General features: G+C 70.2%; 13 protein-coding genes and 3 pseudogenes. 5 read left to right on the top strand and 11 right to left on the bottom strand.

Features of this window, described 5'->3' with window-relative positions; translation table 11 throughout:
- The first annotated feature begins 214 nt into the window (after positions 1–214).
- From AB0N14_RS36060 to AB0N14_RS36045, 4 genes are all read left to right on the top strand, one after another.
- Positions 215–1,459 carry an LCP family protein gene (locus tag AB0N14_RS36060; RefSeq protein ID WP_366029940.1) on the top strand — a complete coding sequence of 415 codons (1,245 nt, stop codon included), beginning with the start codon at positions 215–217 and terminating at the stop codon, positions 1,457–1,459.
- Between the two features lie 295 nt (positions 1,460–1,754).
- Positions 1,755–1,985 carry a hypothetical protein gene (locus AB0N14_RS36055; RefSeq protein ID WP_366029923.1) on the top strand — a complete coding sequence of 77 codons (231 nt, stop codon included), beginning with the start codon at positions 1,755–1,757 and terminating at the stop codon, positions 1,983–1,985.
- 417 nt (positions 1,986–2,402) lie between these two features.
- Positions 2,403–3,602, top strand: coding sequence for a permease (locus tag AB0N14_RS36050; RefSeq protein ID WP_366029922.1), 1,200 nt, complete (start codon positions 2,403–2,405; stop codon positions 3,600–3,602).
- A 101-nt stretch (positions 3,603–3,703) separates the two neighbouring features.
- The gene (locus tag AB0N14_RS36045; protein WP_366029921.1) at positions 3,704–4,324 is read left to right on the top strand and encodes a class I SAM-dependent methyltransferase; all 621 of its coding nucleotides are present in this window, start codon (positions 3,704–3,706) and stop codon (positions 4,322–4,324) included.
- Positions 4,325–4,477: 153 nt separating this feature from the next.
- Here AB0N14_RS36045 and AB0N14_RS36040 read toward each other — a convergent pair.
- The 5 genes and pseudogenes from AB0N14_RS36040 to AB0N14_RS36020 all read right to left on the bottom strand — a co-directional run.
- A pseudogene (locus tag AB0N14_RS36040) lies at positions 4,478–4,658 on the bottom strand (four-helix bundle copper-binding protein); the annotation flags it as partial.
- An 879-nt stretch (positions 4,659–5,537) separates the two neighbouring features.
- Complete coding sequence (locus AB0N14_RS36035) at positions 5,538–5,771, bottom strand: hypothetical protein (protein ID WP_366029920.1); 234 nt, start codon at positions 5,769–5,771, stop codon at positions 5,538–5,540.
- 238 nt (positions 5,772–6,009) lie between these two features.
- Positions 6,010–6,222: pseudogene (locus AB0N14_RS36030) on the bottom strand (Hsp20/alpha crystallin family protein); the annotation flags it as partial.
- Between the two features lie 493 nt (positions 6,223–6,715).
- Positions 6,716–8,014 (bottom strand): hypothetical protein, encoded by a 1,299-nt coding sequence (locus AB0N14_RS36025; RefSeq protein ID WP_366029919.1) that lies wholly within the window; start codon positions 8,012–8,014, stop codon positions 6,716–6,718.
- 905 nt (positions 8,015–8,919) lie between these two features.
- The gene (locus tag AB0N14_RS36020) at positions 8,920–9,138 is read right to left on the bottom strand and encodes a hypothetical protein (protein WP_366029918.1); all 219 of its coding nucleotides are present in this window, start codon (positions 9,136–9,138) and stop codon (positions 8,920–8,922) included.
- 482 nt (positions 9,139–9,620) lie between these two features.
- Between AB0N14_RS36020 and AB0N14_RS36015 the strand changes: the two genes are divergently transcribed.
- Positions 9,621–10,079, top strand: coding sequence for a hypothetical protein (locus AB0N14_RS36015; RefSeq protein WP_366029917.1), 459 nt, complete (start codon positions 9,621–9,623; stop codon positions 10,077–10,079).
- A gap of 45 nt (positions 10,080–10,124) precedes the next feature.
- Here AB0N14_RS36015 and AB0N14_RS36010 read toward each other — a convergent pair whose 3' ends face one another.
- The 6 genes and pseudogenes from AB0N14_RS36010 to AB0N14_RS35985 all read right to left on the bottom strand — a co-directional run.
- Positions 10,125–10,772, bottom strand: coding sequence for a LysR substrate-binding domain-containing protein (locus tag AB0N14_RS36010; protein WP_366029915.1), 648 nt, complete (start codon positions 10,770–10,772; stop codon positions 10,125–10,127).
- On the bottom strand, positions 10,736–11,164 hold the full coding sequence (locus AB0N14_RS36005) for a hypothetical protein (RefSeq protein ID WP_366029914.1): 429 nt from the start codon (positions 11,162–11,164) through the stop codon (positions 10,736–10,738). The genes AB0N14_RS36010 and AB0N14_RS36005 overlap by 37 nt, the downstream gene beginning before the upstream one ends.
- Positions 11,165–11,476: 312 nt before the next feature.
- Positions 11,477–12,019: an Hsp20/alpha crystallin family protein gene (locus tag AB0N14_RS36000; protein WP_366029913.1), complete on the bottom strand. Its 543-nt coding sequence runs from the start codon at positions 12,017–12,019 to the stop codon at positions 11,477–11,479.
- Between the two features lie 48 nt (positions 12,020–12,067).
- On the bottom strand, positions 12,068–13,882 hold the full coding sequence (locus AB0N14_RS35995) for an FAD-dependent oxidoreductase (RefSeq protein ID WP_366029912.1): 1,815 nt from the start codon (positions 13,880–13,882) through the stop codon (positions 12,068–12,070).
- Positions 13,882–14,144: pseudogene (locus AB0N14_RS35990) on the bottom strand (UBP-type zinc finger domain-containing protein). Before AB0N14_RS35990 ends, AB0N14_RS35995 begins: the two are co-directional and overlap by 1 nt.
- Positions 14,145–14,149: 5 nt before the next feature.
- Positions 14,150–14,305, bottom strand: a 156-nt coding sequence (locus AB0N14_RS35985) for a thioredoxin family protein (RefSeq protein ID WP_366029939.1), incomplete at its 5' end; no start/stop codon positions are given.

Raw genomic sequence — 14,305 nt, 5'->3', positions numbered from 1 at the left:
CGGGCAGCGGCACGGATCCGACTCCCCTTGAGCAGCACGTAGCACTCGGCACAGCGAAGGAGCCTTGAAGATGGCAGGACACGCGCGCACGAACGCCCCGCAGGAGCAGGCGGGCAAACCACGTCGGCGCAGGAGACCGAGGCGACGCGTGGGCCGGTGGATCGCTCTGACCGCCGCAGTCCTCGTCTTGGGCGCGGCGGCCGTGGGCGGCTGGATGTACACGCACCTCAACGGCAACATCAAGGGCGCCGACCTCGGGAATGCGCTGGGCGACAATCGGCCCAGGGCGGCCGCGGGGGGCCAGAACATCCTGGTCATCGGCTCCGACAGCCGCAAAGGACTGGGCGATGCCTACGGCAAGAACCTGACCACCATGCAGTCAGACACCCTGATGCTGCTGCACACCGGCGGCAACGGGAAATGGGCCACCGTCCTCTCCTTCCCCCGTGACTCCTGGGTGCAGATCCCCGTGTGCGACCGCGGGAACGGCTCGCCGTCCACCCCGCACCACTTCAAGATCAACGAGGCGTTCGCGATCGGCGGCACCACCGGCGACACCGCCAAAGCCGCCGCGTGCACCATCAAGACGGTCGAGGCCAACACCCAGGTCCGCATCGACCACTTCCTGATCGTCGACTTCCGTGGCTTCACCGGCATGGTCGACGCCCTCGGCGGCGTCCAGGTCTGCCCCCAGCAGGCCATCCACGACAAAAAGGCCCACCTCGACCTGAAGGCCGGCTGCCAGATCGTCAAGGACGACAAAGCCCTCGGCTACGTCCGCGCCCGCTACAGCATCGGCGACGGCTCCGACATCGGCCGCATCGGCCGCCAGCAGGAGTTCATGCAGTCCCTCGCCGACCGGGCCAAATCCAAGCTGTACGATCCCGCCGCTCTGTACGGCTTCTTGAACGCCGCGACCAAGTCGCTGACCACCGACCCCGACCTGGCCGGCATCAAGCCCCTCTACAGCCTGGCCTCCAGCGTCAAGGGCATAGCCACGGACCGGATCGCATTCCTGACCGTCCCCAACTACCCGCGGCAGCGCGACGTGCCCAGTGACAAGGCCAACGTCACCTGGCAGCAGCCCGCCGCCGGGCAGCTGTTCACCGCCCTCAACCACGACCAGGAGACGACCAAGGCCGGACTGGAGAAGATCACCGCACGCCTGCCCGTACCCGCGGGCAGCGTGCGCGTCACCGTCCTCAACGGCATCGGCACCCAGGGCGCAGCCCTGAAGGTCGCCGACCAGCTGCGCGCCCTGGGCTTTCAGATCGTGGCCGCAGGCAACGCCCCCAGCCTGGTGGACAAGACCACGCTCACCTATCCCCAGGGCCAGTCGGAGCAGGCGCAGGCGCTCGCTGGCCACCTGCCCGGCCTGGCACCTGCCCCGTCCGCTCAAGCAGCCACGGCCGCCGTGAGGTTGACCATCGGTCCCGACATGCCTGCCATCACCGGCTGAACGGCCGCCGGGCGCACGCCAGGAGGACCGAGGACCAGCGAATACCCGCGCCGGCAGCCGGACGCCGGCCGCATACGGGAGAGTCGTCCCCGCCCGCGCCGCAGCGTCCGCCCTGCCGACGAACCGATCACCGTGTCCGCCGCCTACGACGGCGACCTGGCGCGCGTCGCCGAGACCCGCGCCATCGTCCGGGGGTTTCGACCTGCTCGAGTGCCCCGGCCGGTTGCACAAAGCCGGCTGGCGGGACCGCTCTGGCCGCCGCCGCCACCGACCTCTGCCCGGAGAGAACGCTGCCGTGGACAACGAAGACCGTGCCGGCTCGCCGGCGGACCCGCCGTCGAACGCCTTCGAACCGGTGCCGGGCTGCTGGATCTGCACGGCCATCGACACCGTCGCACGGGCGGCATGGCGCGAAGAGGGCGGGCTGACGCTGCGGGACTGGCTGTCGGTGACCGCCAGCGGCATGCACCACCGCATGCGAGACCACGGTCCGGACCCGGCGGCCGGGGCGCGATGCCGCCGCTGACCGGCATGTCCCGCGCCCCATGCGTTCAGGCCATGTACCGGTGCGCACGGTGGTCCGATCCGCCCCGCTCGCAGCAGCGGCCTGAGCCGTCTCCGGGACAGCCCGGACTCGCAGAGCCCGTCTGTCCTTCGGCCTCATGCCCGCAACGACCGTCACCGAACACCCGAAGACAGTCGTTCATCCCCTAATGTCTGAAAGATCATGGTAACGGGCCGGTGCGCGCGGCAGGCGGTGGGGTGAGGCTATGGCGCAGGGCCGTCCTCATGGGGCACACCTCGGGCCCAGCTCGCGCGGTCAATACCCTACTGGGGTATGTTCGGCGGCGCCCCGCGCCCCGGCCCGACGGACCCGCTCCCCAACCAGCGCGAGGGCGTGTCCGTCGGCCATACCCCGCACCTTGGAGGGAAGGCTTCACAGATGCACGCCGTACTGCACGCACTGTCGATCACCGGGTCCATGACCTGGGAGATCACCTGGGCCCTGATCCTCGGCTTCACCCTGTCCGCCGTCGTCCAGGCCGTGGTCCGCAAGTCCACCGTCGTCTCCCTGCTCGGCGACGACCGGCCCCGCACCCTCGCCGTCTCCGCGGGCCTGGGCGTGGCGTCCTCCTCCTGCTCCTACGCTGCGGTGGCGCTGGCCCGCTCGCTGTTCCGCAAGGGCGCGAACTTCACCGCGGCCATGGCCTTCGAGATTGCCTCCACCAACCTCGTCGTCGAGCTCGGCGTCATCCTGGCGCTGCTGATGGGCTGGCAGTTCACCGTCGCAGAGTTCGTCGGCGGCCCCATCATGATCGCTCTGCTGGCTGTCCTGTTCCGCCTGTTCCTGCGGGAACGACTGGTGCGTCAGGCCCGTGAACAGGCGGAAAGGGGGCTGGCCGGGTCGATGGAGGGCCACGCGGCGATGGACATGTCCGTATCGCGCGAAGGCTCTTTCACCAGCCGGCTGTTCTCCCGCGAGGGGTTCACCGCCACCAGCCACGTCTTCGTCATGGAATGGGCGGCGATCCTGCGCGACCTGGTCGTCGGGCTGCTCATCGCCGGTGCGATCGCCGCCTGGGTCCCGGACTCCTTCTGGCGTGCCTTCTTCTTCGACGGCCACCCGCTCGCCGCCAAACTGTGGGGGCCCGTCATCGGTCCGCTGGTGGCGATCGCCTCGTTCGTGTGCTCCATCGGCAACGTTCCGCTGGCGGTGGTGCTGTGGAAGGGAGGCATCAGCTTCGGCGGCGTGGTGGCGTTCATCTTCGCCGACCTGCTGATCCTGCCGATCCTCAACATCTACCGGAAGTACTACGGCGCGAAGATGGCCGCCTTCCTCCTGGGCACCTTCTACCTCGCGATGGTCATTGCCGGATACATCGTGGAGTTCGCCTTCGGCGGCCTCGGCCTGATCCCCGACCAGGCCGCCGCAAAGGTCCCCATGGAGGGCGTCAGCTGGAACTACACCACTTGGCTCAACATCGCCTTCCTCATCCTCGCCGCCGTGCTCCTGGTGCGGTTCTTGCGGACCGGCGGGCTGTCCATGCTGCGCATGATGGGCGGCTCACCCGCAAGCGGCCAGGGCCACGGCGACCACATGCACCACCACCACGCCGGGGACGCCCACGGCGGACACCACTGAAGGACGGCTCTCCACCTGCGGGTGGAGAGCCGGTTCCACCCCCGGGCCGATCCGCGAGATACGGCACTCATGGTGGAGTAATCGTGTGACTCTTGCCGCGTGTGTTGCCCAGCCCTGACGGCAAACCAGTTCCGCCCTCGGGCACGGCTGAGGCGTTCCGGGCCTTCGCTCATGACCTTGCTGCCGGCCGTCGGCCGTGGACAGCCGAGACCGCCCAGCTCATCGCTCAGCAGTTCGACCAGCTCGCCGCCGACTGGGACACCACCCGTGCCACCGGGCGCGACGACCCCGTGCGCGACGCGCTTACTCGCGGCGGACCACTGCCCAAGGGCCGCTGCCTCGAACTCGGCTCGGGCACCGGTCTGTTCACACCCGTGCTGGGAGCAGCCTTCCCCCAGGTAATCAGCGTGGACCTGTCGATGGGCATGCTGCAGCAGGCCCACGGCCGCTCACCGCTGCGCGTCCAGGCCGATGCGAGCGCCCTGCCCCTGCCCGACGCCTCCGTCACCGTCATCGCCGCGATCGACATGCTGCTGTTCCCCGCCGAGATCGCCCGCGTCCTGACGCCCGATGGTGTACTGCTGTGGATCAACCAGCTCGGCTGTGACGGGCCGCTGTACCTTCCCGCGGCCACCGTCGTCGACGCTATGCCCGGCACACGGCCGGCCACGGAGTCCGAGGCCGGCTGGGGCAGCTGGGCCGTCCTGCGCCGTATCGGCTGATCCTGAGCGACCTCGTAGCCCTTGTGGGGTGGCGCCGCGAGGCGGTAGGGCCGTCGTAGGACCCCAACGAGTACGCGCCAGCCCGCGAACGCGGCCTCCCCACCAGTGCTCGCCGTTCTGGCCCGCGCTGCGATGCGGCTCCATCGACGACGAGGCCTGCTCGCACGAGCGGCAGGCTTCGGCGCAGACGCGGCAGTGGTCGTACAGGTCAGCGTGGGAGGCGCACTCGTCGGCGCACGCGTTGCGCCGTGGCGCAGGCGCTGAGGATCGCGCGGGTGACGTTGGCGTCCTAGCCGGTGTGGCGGGACAGGACCGCGGCGGTGGCGTTGCAGATGCACAGAGACCTCGAACGTTCAGCCGCCCGCGTCGTACAGACCGAGCGTGTCGAGCAGGCCCAGCCCGATGGCTGCCATACACGCCGGGGAACCCCGGGCAGAACCTTTTACGCGCCGTGGCGGGTGGTGGAACCGACGGTGTGGCACACCGGGGCCTGCCCTTATCAAGCAGCCCGGGACTGCCGTTCGCGTTGCTGGGATGCCGGACGCTGAGCAGTCTGCGGCCGACCTCCAGGAATCAGCCGCAGACGACGGCCGGCATGGCGCGGCGCAGGGGGGCGGGATGTGAGACGGTCCTCAATGCGGTCCATGCCATACAACAAAAGCCCCAGCAGAGGCAGCAGCAAAGCAGCAACGGCGATCACGGGCAGGTCCTTCCCGGCTGACTCATCATCCCGAGTGCCCACCATGAGCACGGCCAGTCAGCCGGATCCATGAAGGCCCGGTCACCGCCGGGTCAGGGCCGTCGCCCGACTGCGGGTGACCTCCGGGCGGCCGGAGCGCTGACGGCGGTGCCGCGCGGCGGCCCCAGCCGACGCACAACTGGCTGTGGTTCATACCGACTGAACTGGTGCACGCCGATCGAAGACGGGGCAGATGTTGCGGCAGCACTTCCCCGTACCTCCACGGGCCGACACCTCTTCCCGGGAGTGGCACCGCGTGCTCGCCGCTTCCAGCCGGCTCCTTGGAGGAAGGCACGTCCTGTCCGCGCCAGGCCGGGCGGGCAGGACGCACCGTGCTGCGGCAGGGACTGGTCGGTGGCCCTTCGCCATGACGGCCACGGCTCGCCTCGTGACCTGAGCGTTCAGCCCGGGGTCCTGTGGAGAGGGAGCTGGCCAGGACCGTCCTGGCGATGGTGTCGTCCAGTGCCGGGTGTGTCAGCTGGCGAGCCGGGTGCGCAGGAGCTGCTTGCCGAGTTCGGCGCCTTTGCGGCTGTCGGCCTGGGCCTTGCGGAAGAGTTCGAGGACCTCGGTGTCGTTCTCCCGTTCCGCGTCCTGGATGTAGGTCTCCATCCGCAAAGCGTTGCTGAGGCAGGCCTCGATGAACCAGATGAGGTTGTAGTCCTTGTCCTTGGTGCCGGTGATGTCGCCGGTCTCCGTGTTGCTGGCCATGGTGGTCCTTCCTTCTCTTTTCCTCATCAGCGACTAGGCCGCCGTCTCCGGCGGGCAGTCGACGCCTGCCGGAGAGCAGGACGGCCGCGCTGCGGACGGACACTCCCCGCTGGTGATCTCGATACGGCGGGGCCGGGCTTCCTCGGCCTTCGGGATTTTCACCGTCAGACACCGTCCGGAGCGTGGCACTGACGCCTTCGGCGTTGACTTCACCGGGCAGCAGGGCCCGGTAGTCGAACTGGCCGGTCCGGCGGGTGCCGCGGCGCAGCGTGCCCGCGCGTTCCCGCTCCCTGAACTCGCCGCTGATGACCGATTCGCGTTCGCTTATCCCGATGTCGATCTCGTCCCGCTTGACGCCGGGGAGATCAACTTGGAGGAGGTAGGCCTCGTCGGTCTCGGAGAGATCCGCGAGCGGGGCCCACGCCCCGGTTGTCGGCGCCAGACCGCCCACGGAACTCGGCGAGCGGGTCCGCCGTCCAGCCGGGGAAACGCCGCTCAGCGAGTCCGCCTGGGGTGCGTGGCACGGGCAGAGTCTCTTTCCCTCACCTCCACGGCGATTGCGAACAATGTGCTTCGGCCGGGTACCACGGTTGGTGGCCGCGACACCGCGTCTTCCGTGCCCGAACGTGAACCGGAGGGATCCCCGGCCGCGCGTACGGCTGCGAGCCGACGTTCGGCGATATCCCCATTGCCCGGGAGATTCCGTGATGAAGGTCAGGCGACTTGTTGAGGGGCGAGACTGCTCCAGCGGGCAGGGTCTTGCCGCGCGGAGGACGCTCGCTTTCCAGCACAAGCGCCCGCGAGTCCCCTGCCGAAGCCGGTGAGGGGGGCTCTAGAAGAGGACTCGGCGGTCGTTGCCCGATGTGGGCGAGGGGTCGGCCGGTGGCGGTGCAGCACGGAAAAGCGCGGGCCTCCTGCCAGGGGCTCAGCCGTCACCTTCCGGCTCAGCGTTCGCTGCGGCGGGCCTGCTCGATGGCGTCCAGGACCGGTTGCCGGTGGGAATGCGCACGCTCCCAGCTCTCGATCACCGTCAGCTCCAGCGGGGACAGACCGCGCAGACGCTGCTGGATCTCCGGGACGCCGAGCTGACTGAAGCCCGGGATCGGCAGGTCCTCCTCGCGGGCGACCGCCCCCAAGACCTCCTCTCCAGGCCTGTGGGTGGCCTCGGATGCCCCCCGCAGCGCAGTCTCAGCCGCGGTGATCACCGTGTTCCGCTGGCGGTGGACCCGCTCGTACTCAAGGACCTGTTGGACCACGCGGTCGGAGACGTTCGGCAGGTGCATCTTGATGCGTTCCGGGTCCATCTCGTCATAGCCGGCCCACGGCTCGGCTTCACGAAGGCGCTCGATGGCGTTCACCACCCCAGGCCGACCCGCATGTGCGCGCTCGTACCCCTCGATCACCGTCAGCTCCGTCTGCGACAGACCGCGCAGACGCTGCTGGATCTCCGAGACACCGAGCTGGCTGAAGCCGGGGATGGGCAGCTCCTCCTCGCGGGTGACCGCGCCCTGGACCTCCTCGGCCATGCGAGTGGCATCGGGCATCTCCCGCCACGCGCCCTCAGCCGTTCCTCTCACCCGCCTGCTGCCCTTTCGGAACGCTACCCGCACCCGGGCCACAGCCGCGCGCACCGTGCGCATCACCGCATCCAGCAGGCCACCGCCCTCGGCGGTCTCGCCCTCGATGGGACGCTGACCGTTGGTGGCCACCGCCACCGCCCTGGCCCGCTCGGCGACGTTCTCCTCCAGGCTCCCCAGCAGCTCCTCGTCCTGCCGGCGCAGCAGGCGGAGCAGGTCGGCGGTCTCCCGGTCATGAAGCTGTTCCGCGATCTTCTCGCCCGCCTGGCACGCCGCCATCGCCCGCGCCGCCGCCGCGTACTCGTCCTCGGCGTTCTTCAGCAGGCGCCGCTCACGGGCCAGCCTCTCGCCGTCCGCCATCTCCGTCATGGCCGCCACGGCGACCTCCACGGGCAGCATGGTCACCCGCATGGCGCCCCGAGCCGCGGACCGCACGATCTGCGCCGCAGCCGTCAGCGCTCCGCGGGGAGGGCGTATCTCTCGCACACGGTCCTCGATGAGCTCCAGGTGGTCCTCAGCATCGGCGACCTGCCGCTCGAGTATTTGCCGTCGGGCACCGGGCGGTGTGATGGTCACGTCCGTCCGGAACCGGTCGACGACCGCGGCGTGAGCCTCACGGGCGTCCTCCAACGCCGGAACCAGCACATCCGTCATCGCTGCTGCCATGAGCTGCTCCTGGTGGGATCGGTGCGGCACCACCGCCGCGCACGAACAAAGGGCCACCCGCCGCCCCCCGCATTGGCCGGACAACCGGAATCCATCCTGCGCAACAGTGCCGAAGATCGCCCCACAAGCCGCTTGCTGCAGCAAGCGGCCAATTCACCACCCACCGTGCAGCGACAGGACTCCCGTCGCACACGCGCTGCATAAGCCTGTTGCTGCATTCGGGTGAACCCGCGGGACGGTCACCGCGCCACGGACAGGGCCAACCAGGTCGTGGGCGGGCTGTGCCCCCATTGCATCATCAGCGCAGTTTCCGGCCCATTGGTCACTCGTTGGGCACTGTATGGAACCTCGCCGTGACGACGTGGCGCCCTACCCGGCCGTGCCGGGAACTGACTTGTTGCGGCCCGACGTGCATGGTCACGCGGGTGTCGCTGGCGGACGTCTGATGCCCCGGATGGCCTCATGGGATGGAAGAGCTGTGATGGTCGGCCTGGCTGCGGCCACGGTGATCACCGCGGTGGTGTCCGTTGTCGTGCGTGGCAGGGCCGGATGAGCGCCTATGAGCTGTTCGGGGAACCGGTGGTGCGGTGCTGGCGCGCCGCAGCCGACCAGGATCAGGGCGGGCTGGACGATGGCAGCGGCGGGTGCACCCCTGGGCCTGCGGCGCCGACGGCGTCTCAGCCGCCTGCGGCACCCACCAGGCCGTCCGCCCGGCTGCGCCGTTCTCCCAGCGGCGCAGCAGCGCGGTGCCCGTGTGCCGCCTGCCACAACAGAGGAGCCGAGAACACCGCCAGTCAGCTGCGGATGGCCTTCCACTCGGCCCAGGGCTCGCAGCTGGGGCTGCCCAGATGATCCGGTCGCGGCCCCAGTTCGGCTACGTCGGCGCGGCCGCCATGGCGTGAGGCTCACACGGTCATGATGGCTGACGTGCCCGAGACGTCCTCCGGCAGATCCGTGCGCATCGTGCTGGTGGCCGATCCCGGCCTGCCGTCGGAGATCGCCCGGGCTCTCGCCCCCCGGTTGCCCGACCATCTCCGCCGGGCGGTCCGTGCTCGGGTCAGATGGCAGGTCGACACGATGACCGCCCCGCTCAGCGCGAGCGAGCAGGCCGACGTCTCCGACATCGCCGAGGCCGTCAGAAGCCACCTGGAGGGTGCCGAATGGGACGTGGCGATCTTTCTCACCGACCTTCCGCGGCGGGCCCGGCTCTACCCGATCAGCGTAGAGGTCGACACCGCGCTCCGGGCCGCGCTCATCTCCCTTCCCGCCCTTGGGGTCCGCCGCCTTCGGCGCCGGGTGCGGCAGGCCGTCGTGGATGTCGTCCGAGAGCTGGTCGCGCACGAGGAGACGCCCAGGCACCCGGAGGTGATCGGCCGCCCGCCGCGCGAACCGGTACCGGACACCCGTCCCAGCCCCGAGCAGCCCCAGCGTTATGTCGTGCCCGGCCTGCGCGGCCACACCCGACTCGTCGCCGGCATGGTGTACGCCAACCGCCCCTGGCGGCTGTTCGGCTCCCTCTCCCGGGCCCTGGCGGGCGTGTTCGCCACGGCTACGGTCCTGTTCATCAACACCGCCGCCTGGAACCTCGCCACGCAACTCGGCGCCGTTGCAGCATGCCGTCATCACCGCTGTGTCCGCCATCGCGCTCACCCTGTGGATCATCGTCGACCACCAGCTCTGGGAGCGCGGCGCCCACCTCCCCGCACGGCACCACCCCTTTTACCCCTACAACCTGGTCACCCTGGTCACCATCGCGCTCGCGGTGGTGGTGCTGGGCACGGTCCTGTTCGCGACTCTGGTCGCCGTCTCCTTCCTGCTGCTGGACGCGTCGGTCCTGCGCAAGTTCATCGGACGGCAGGTCGGCGTCGGCGACTACCTCTTCCTGGCCTGGTTCATCACCGCCATCGCGATGATCGGCGGGGCCTTCGGCACCGGCCTCGAAGGGGACGAGCAGGTGTCCGACGCCGCCTATGGACGACGGCAGCGTGAGCGTCAGCGGATGCTGCGGCAGATGTCGCGGCCGGAGCGAGGCGGACGCGGGGGACCGGACACCACCGACGAGTGACGCCCGGGCCGCGGCCCGGGCGTCACAGGGCGATGACGTGGAGCGTCACAGGGCGACGACGTGGAGGTCGACCAGGTCGAGCAGCGCCCGCAGGGCCGAGCTGGGCCGCCGGGTCGACGACGTGCCGAGATGCATGCTCCAGCGGAGCGTGGTGCCGTGGACGTCCAGGACGTGCAGGCCGGGGGTGCGGGCAACGGCGAAGGCAGGCAGGAAGGCGATGCCCAGACCGTGCCGGACCAGTGCCGCCCCCATGTCGATGTCGGGCACTTCCAGTGCCACCCGGCGTACGACGCCCGCCGCCGCGAACGCCCGGTCGACCACCTCGCGGTTGCCGTAGCCCGGCGGGAAGTCCACGAAGGGCTCCCCCGCGAGGTCCGCAAGTGCCACCTCCCCCCGCTGCGCGAGCGGATGGGCGGCGCTCACCACCAGGACGAGCGGCACGGTGGCCAGCTCCCGTGCGTCGATCCCGGCGGGCTTGTGCTCGGGCAGCGACAGGCAGGCCACTTCCAGGTCCCCGCTGAGCAGCGCGTGCGCCAGTCCGGCCGAGCCGGTCGTCGCCAGTCGCAGCCGGACGTCGATCGCCGGATGCCGCGTGTGCAGCTGCCCGAGGAGCGCAGGCAGGTCGACCACCTCGACCGAGGCCATGGCGCCCACGTTCACCGTGCCGCGCAGCGTGTCCTGTGCGGCGCGCACGGCGTCCTGGGCCGCCTGGGCGGCGTGCAGGGTGGCCCGAGCCTCCGGCAGCAGCGCCGCGCCCGCCCCGGGGTGGTGCGGGCGGTGAGCTGCCCCAGGTACACCCACGGGTCGAAGACCTGCCCGGCGTCCCCGAAGCTCGGGTCCAGCAGCGGCACGTCACGGACCCACACCGAGGCGAAACCGGCCCGCTCGGCCTGCTGGATCCGCTCGATGTGCCCGGCCAGGGACGGCACAGGCCCGTCGAAGCCCTCCAGGGGCGTGATGGCGCCCACGGTCATCCTGCCGCCGGGATACGCCCTGGCCATGCCCGCGTGCTCGGAGAACGGCCGCTGCGCCCCGCCTTCGACGTCCACGGGTGCGTCGGCTGAGGGAACTGTCGGTTGTGTCATGCGATCCTCCGGCGATTTCATGCCGTGTCCGGGTCCGCATCCATGCGCTGCGCCGCACTGGCGGTAACCACCGACCCCGTCGTCAGCTGCGGGGACGAGCACGAGGACTGCGGGCTCCGCGAGGTGCTCGACCAGATCGGGGATAAGTGGTCGGTCCTTGGCGTGGTCGCGGTTTGGGTTCGCCGCTGCGGCAGGCTCCTCGGACGATCCGCGGGGTGCGGTGGATCACCGAACCAGGCCGTGCGGGCCGGCGCCCCCGTCGCGACGGGGCGGTGCCGGACAGTGGTCCGGCACCGGGGGCTGGGTAGGGTCTCAGGCGGCGGTGGTCCCACCGGCCGCCGCTGCGCCGCTCTGGGCGGCGTCTTCGCGCGCGCCCTCGCCGGACTCATTGATCTGGACCCGGCGGGGCCTGGCGGCTTCGGCCTTGGGGACGGTGATGCTGAGCACTCCGTCCTGCATCTCGGCCTTGATGTTCTGGGTGTCCAACTCTCCGGGCAGCCTCAAACGGTACTCGAAGGCTCCGACGCGGCGGGTGCTGCGGCGCAGGACGCCCTTGCGTTCCCGCTCCTTGATCTCTCCGGTGACCACGAGCTCGGGACCGTTGGCCTCTACGTCAATGTCCTTGCTCTTCACACCGGGGAGTTCGATCTCTATGTGGAACGCGTCCTCGGACTCCGACACGTCCGCGAGAGGCGTCCACGCGGCCGCGGGTGCCGCGCCCACGGTCGACTCCAGCAGACCGCTCATCTGGTTGAGCAGTTCGTCGAACTCGACCAGGGGATTGAGAGGGGTGGGTGCCCAGACGGGACGTTCCTGCAGACCGCCACCGCAGTGGCGGCGGACGGGCGTGGCCATCGCCATCGCCTCCTTCTTCCTTCTCGTGATCTCATCGCCCGCCATGTGTCATGCGAGCCATGCGGACTCCTTGTGACGTATGTGTGGGGAGACGTCCGAGCCGCCCGCGGGAGCGTACGTGCCCGTTGTGCCGGGTGCGGCCGAGTGCCCCAGGTGCCGGTGCACGAAGTGGATGGCCATCGCGCCCTCACCGGCCGCCGAGGTCACCCGCTTCACCGAGCCGCTACGGACGTCCCCTGCCGCGAAGACCCCGGGCAGGCTGGTCTCCAGGGTCATGCAGGAGCGCCCGCGGCCGTGCCACATCTCGGGGTAGGCGCAGGCTTCCTGGGCCTCCGGCCCGGTGAGGACGAAGCCGCGGGAGTCGAGGGCGATGGTGTCGGCGAGCCACTCGGTGTGGGCGTCGGCGCCGGTGAAGACGAACAGGCCCCGTACCGCGAGCCGGCGGTGCCCGCCCGTGCGGTTGTCGACCACGTCGAGCTCCTCCAGCACCTCCTGGCCGATGACCTCGGTGACCTCGGTGTGCAGCATGACCTCCACCCGCGGATGTCCCGCTACCTGGTCGACCAGGTAGCGGGACATGTTGGCCTCAAGGCTGGATCCTCGGACCAGCAGGTGCACCTTCGGCGCGTACCCGGCGAGGAACATCACCGCCTGGCCCGCCGAGTTGCCCCCGCCGACGACGGCCACCGGGTCGGTGCGGCACTGCTGGGCCTCGTAGACGGTCGCCGAGTAGTGGACGCTCGTTCCCTCCAGGCGTTCGATGCCGGGCACCTGGAGCCGGCGGTAGCGGGCACCCGTGGCCAGGACGACGGCGCGGGCGGCGATCTCGCTGCCGTCGGCGAACGCCACCACGTAGTGGTCGTCGCCCTTGGGATGGAGACCGGTCGCCTCCGCCGGAATGCTGATCCTGGCGCCGAACTTGTCGGCCTGGAGCAGGGCACGTTCGGCGAGTTCGGCACCGGAGATGCCGGAGGGGAAGCCGAGCAGATTCTCGATGCGGGACGACGTGGCGGCCTGGCCGCCGGTGGCCAACGCCTCCACCACGGTGGTGCTCAGGCCCTCGGAGGCGGCGTACACCGCGGCAGCGAGGCCGGCGGGTCCGGAGCCGACGATGAGGACGTCGCCGTGACGGTTTCCGGCAGGCAGTGACGGCAGGCCGATGAGCCGGGCCAGTTCCGCGTTGCTGGGGTTGCGCAACAGGGTGGTGTGCCGCCAGATGACGAGCGGTGTCTCCTCCGGGCCGACGCCGAAGCGGCGCAGCAACTCCTCGGCCTCCTCGTCGGTCTCCAGGTCGATCCACCGGTGCGGCAGCCGGTTGCGGATGGCGAACTCGCGCAGCCGCCTGGTGTCGGGCGAGTAGCGCGAGCCGACGATGCGGAAGCCGGCGCCCTGTCCGACGAGCAACGCGCGACGGCCCAGACAGGCGCGCAGCACGAGGTCCCCGATGGTGGAGTCCTGGGACACCAGGTGGCGCAACTGGTCCATGGAGACGACGAGGACCTCGCCCGGCTCCCTGGCGACAGCGGTGTAGAAGGCCACCTGTCCGTGCAGCAACCCGAGTTCGCCGATGAAGCGACCGGGGCCGTGCACGCGCAGCACGTGCTCCTCGGGAGTGCCGTGGTCCTCGACGACGGCGACGGAACCGCTGAGGACGACGAAGAACGTCTCGCAGCGCTCCCCCTCCCGGATCAGCACGTCGTTCGGAGCCATGCTCCGGCGTTGCCCGTGCTCCGCCAGACGTGCTATCTGGTCCTCCGTAAGGCGCGGATATGCGCCGTAAATGTCCGGGGTCTCCCAGAAGACGGCCTCGTCCGTTTCCTCCGGCACCGGTTCTTCGCCCGGCAGCGAATGGGCACCGGACATCAGACGAACGCCTCGTGGACGTAGCACCAGCGCCATTCCTCGCCGGGCTGGAACGACTGCACGATCGGATGGGCGTCGGCAGCGGCGTGCCTGCGCGCGTGCTTGTTCGGCGAGGAGTCACAGCAGCCGACGTGCCCGCAGGTCAGGCAGAGCCTCAGGTGGACCCACGGGGAGCCGAGCAGCAGACACTCCTGACACCCTTCTGGGGTCAGTGGCCGACCGGCCGGACGAGCGCGAGGTGGCGGTCTGCGTGCAGGGTCATCCGGATCACCCTTCCCGGTCCATGATCGCCTGCTCTACCCACTGGCGCAGGACGTGCGCGGGTGCTGCGCCGGCCTGCTGGGCGACGGTCCTTCCCTTGTCGAGGACGAGCAGGGTCGGCACCGCCTGTACCTCGAAACGCTGCGACAGCCGCGGGTTCTT

Origin of the sequence: Streptomyces sp. NPDC051104 (assembly GCF_040682835.1) — a bacterium.
Lineage (GTDB): Bacteria > Actinomycetota > Actinomycetes > Streptomycetales > Streptomycetaceae > Streptomyces > Streptomyces cynarae.
This window is presented reverse-complemented; position numbering and strand designations above follow the sequence as displayed.

What these genes read in the sequence shown, in the direction of transcription:
- AB0N14_RS36050 (WP_366029922.1), top strand. Translation starts at nt 2,403, where the DNA reads ATGCACGCCGTACTGCACGCACTGTCGATCACCGGGTCCATGACCTGG.
- AB0N14_RS35995 (WP_366029912.1), bottom strand. Translation starts at nt 13,882, where the DNA reads ATGTCCGGTGCCCATTCGCTGCCGGGCGAAGAACCGGTGCCGGAGGAA.
- AB0N14_RS36025 (WP_366029919.1), bottom strand. Translation starts at nt 8,014, where the DNA reads ATGGCAGCAGCGATGACGGATGTGCTGGTTCCGGCGTTGGAGGACGCC.
- AB0N14_RS36005 (WP_366029914.1), bottom strand. Translation starts at nt 11,164, where the DNA reads ATGACACAACCGACAGTTCCCTCAGCCGACGCACCCGTGGACGTCGAA.
- AB0N14_RS36000 (WP_366029913.1), bottom strand. Translation starts at nt 12,019, where the DNA reads ATGGCCACGCCCGTCCGCCGCCACTGCGGTGGCGGTCTGCAGGAACGT.
- AB0N14_RS36060 (WP_366029940.1), top strand. Translation starts at nt 215, where the DNA reads ATGTACACGCACCTCAACGGCAACATCAAGGGCGCCGACCTCGGGAAT.
- AB0N14_RS36035 (WP_366029920.1), bottom strand. Translation starts at nt 5,771, where the DNA reads ATGGCCAGCAACACGGAGACCGGCGACATCACCGGCACCAAGGACAAG.
- AB0N14_RS36020 (WP_366029918.1), bottom strand. Translation starts at nt 9,138, where the DNA reads ATGTCGGAGACGTCGGCCTGCTCGCTCGCGCTGAGCGGGGCGGTCATC.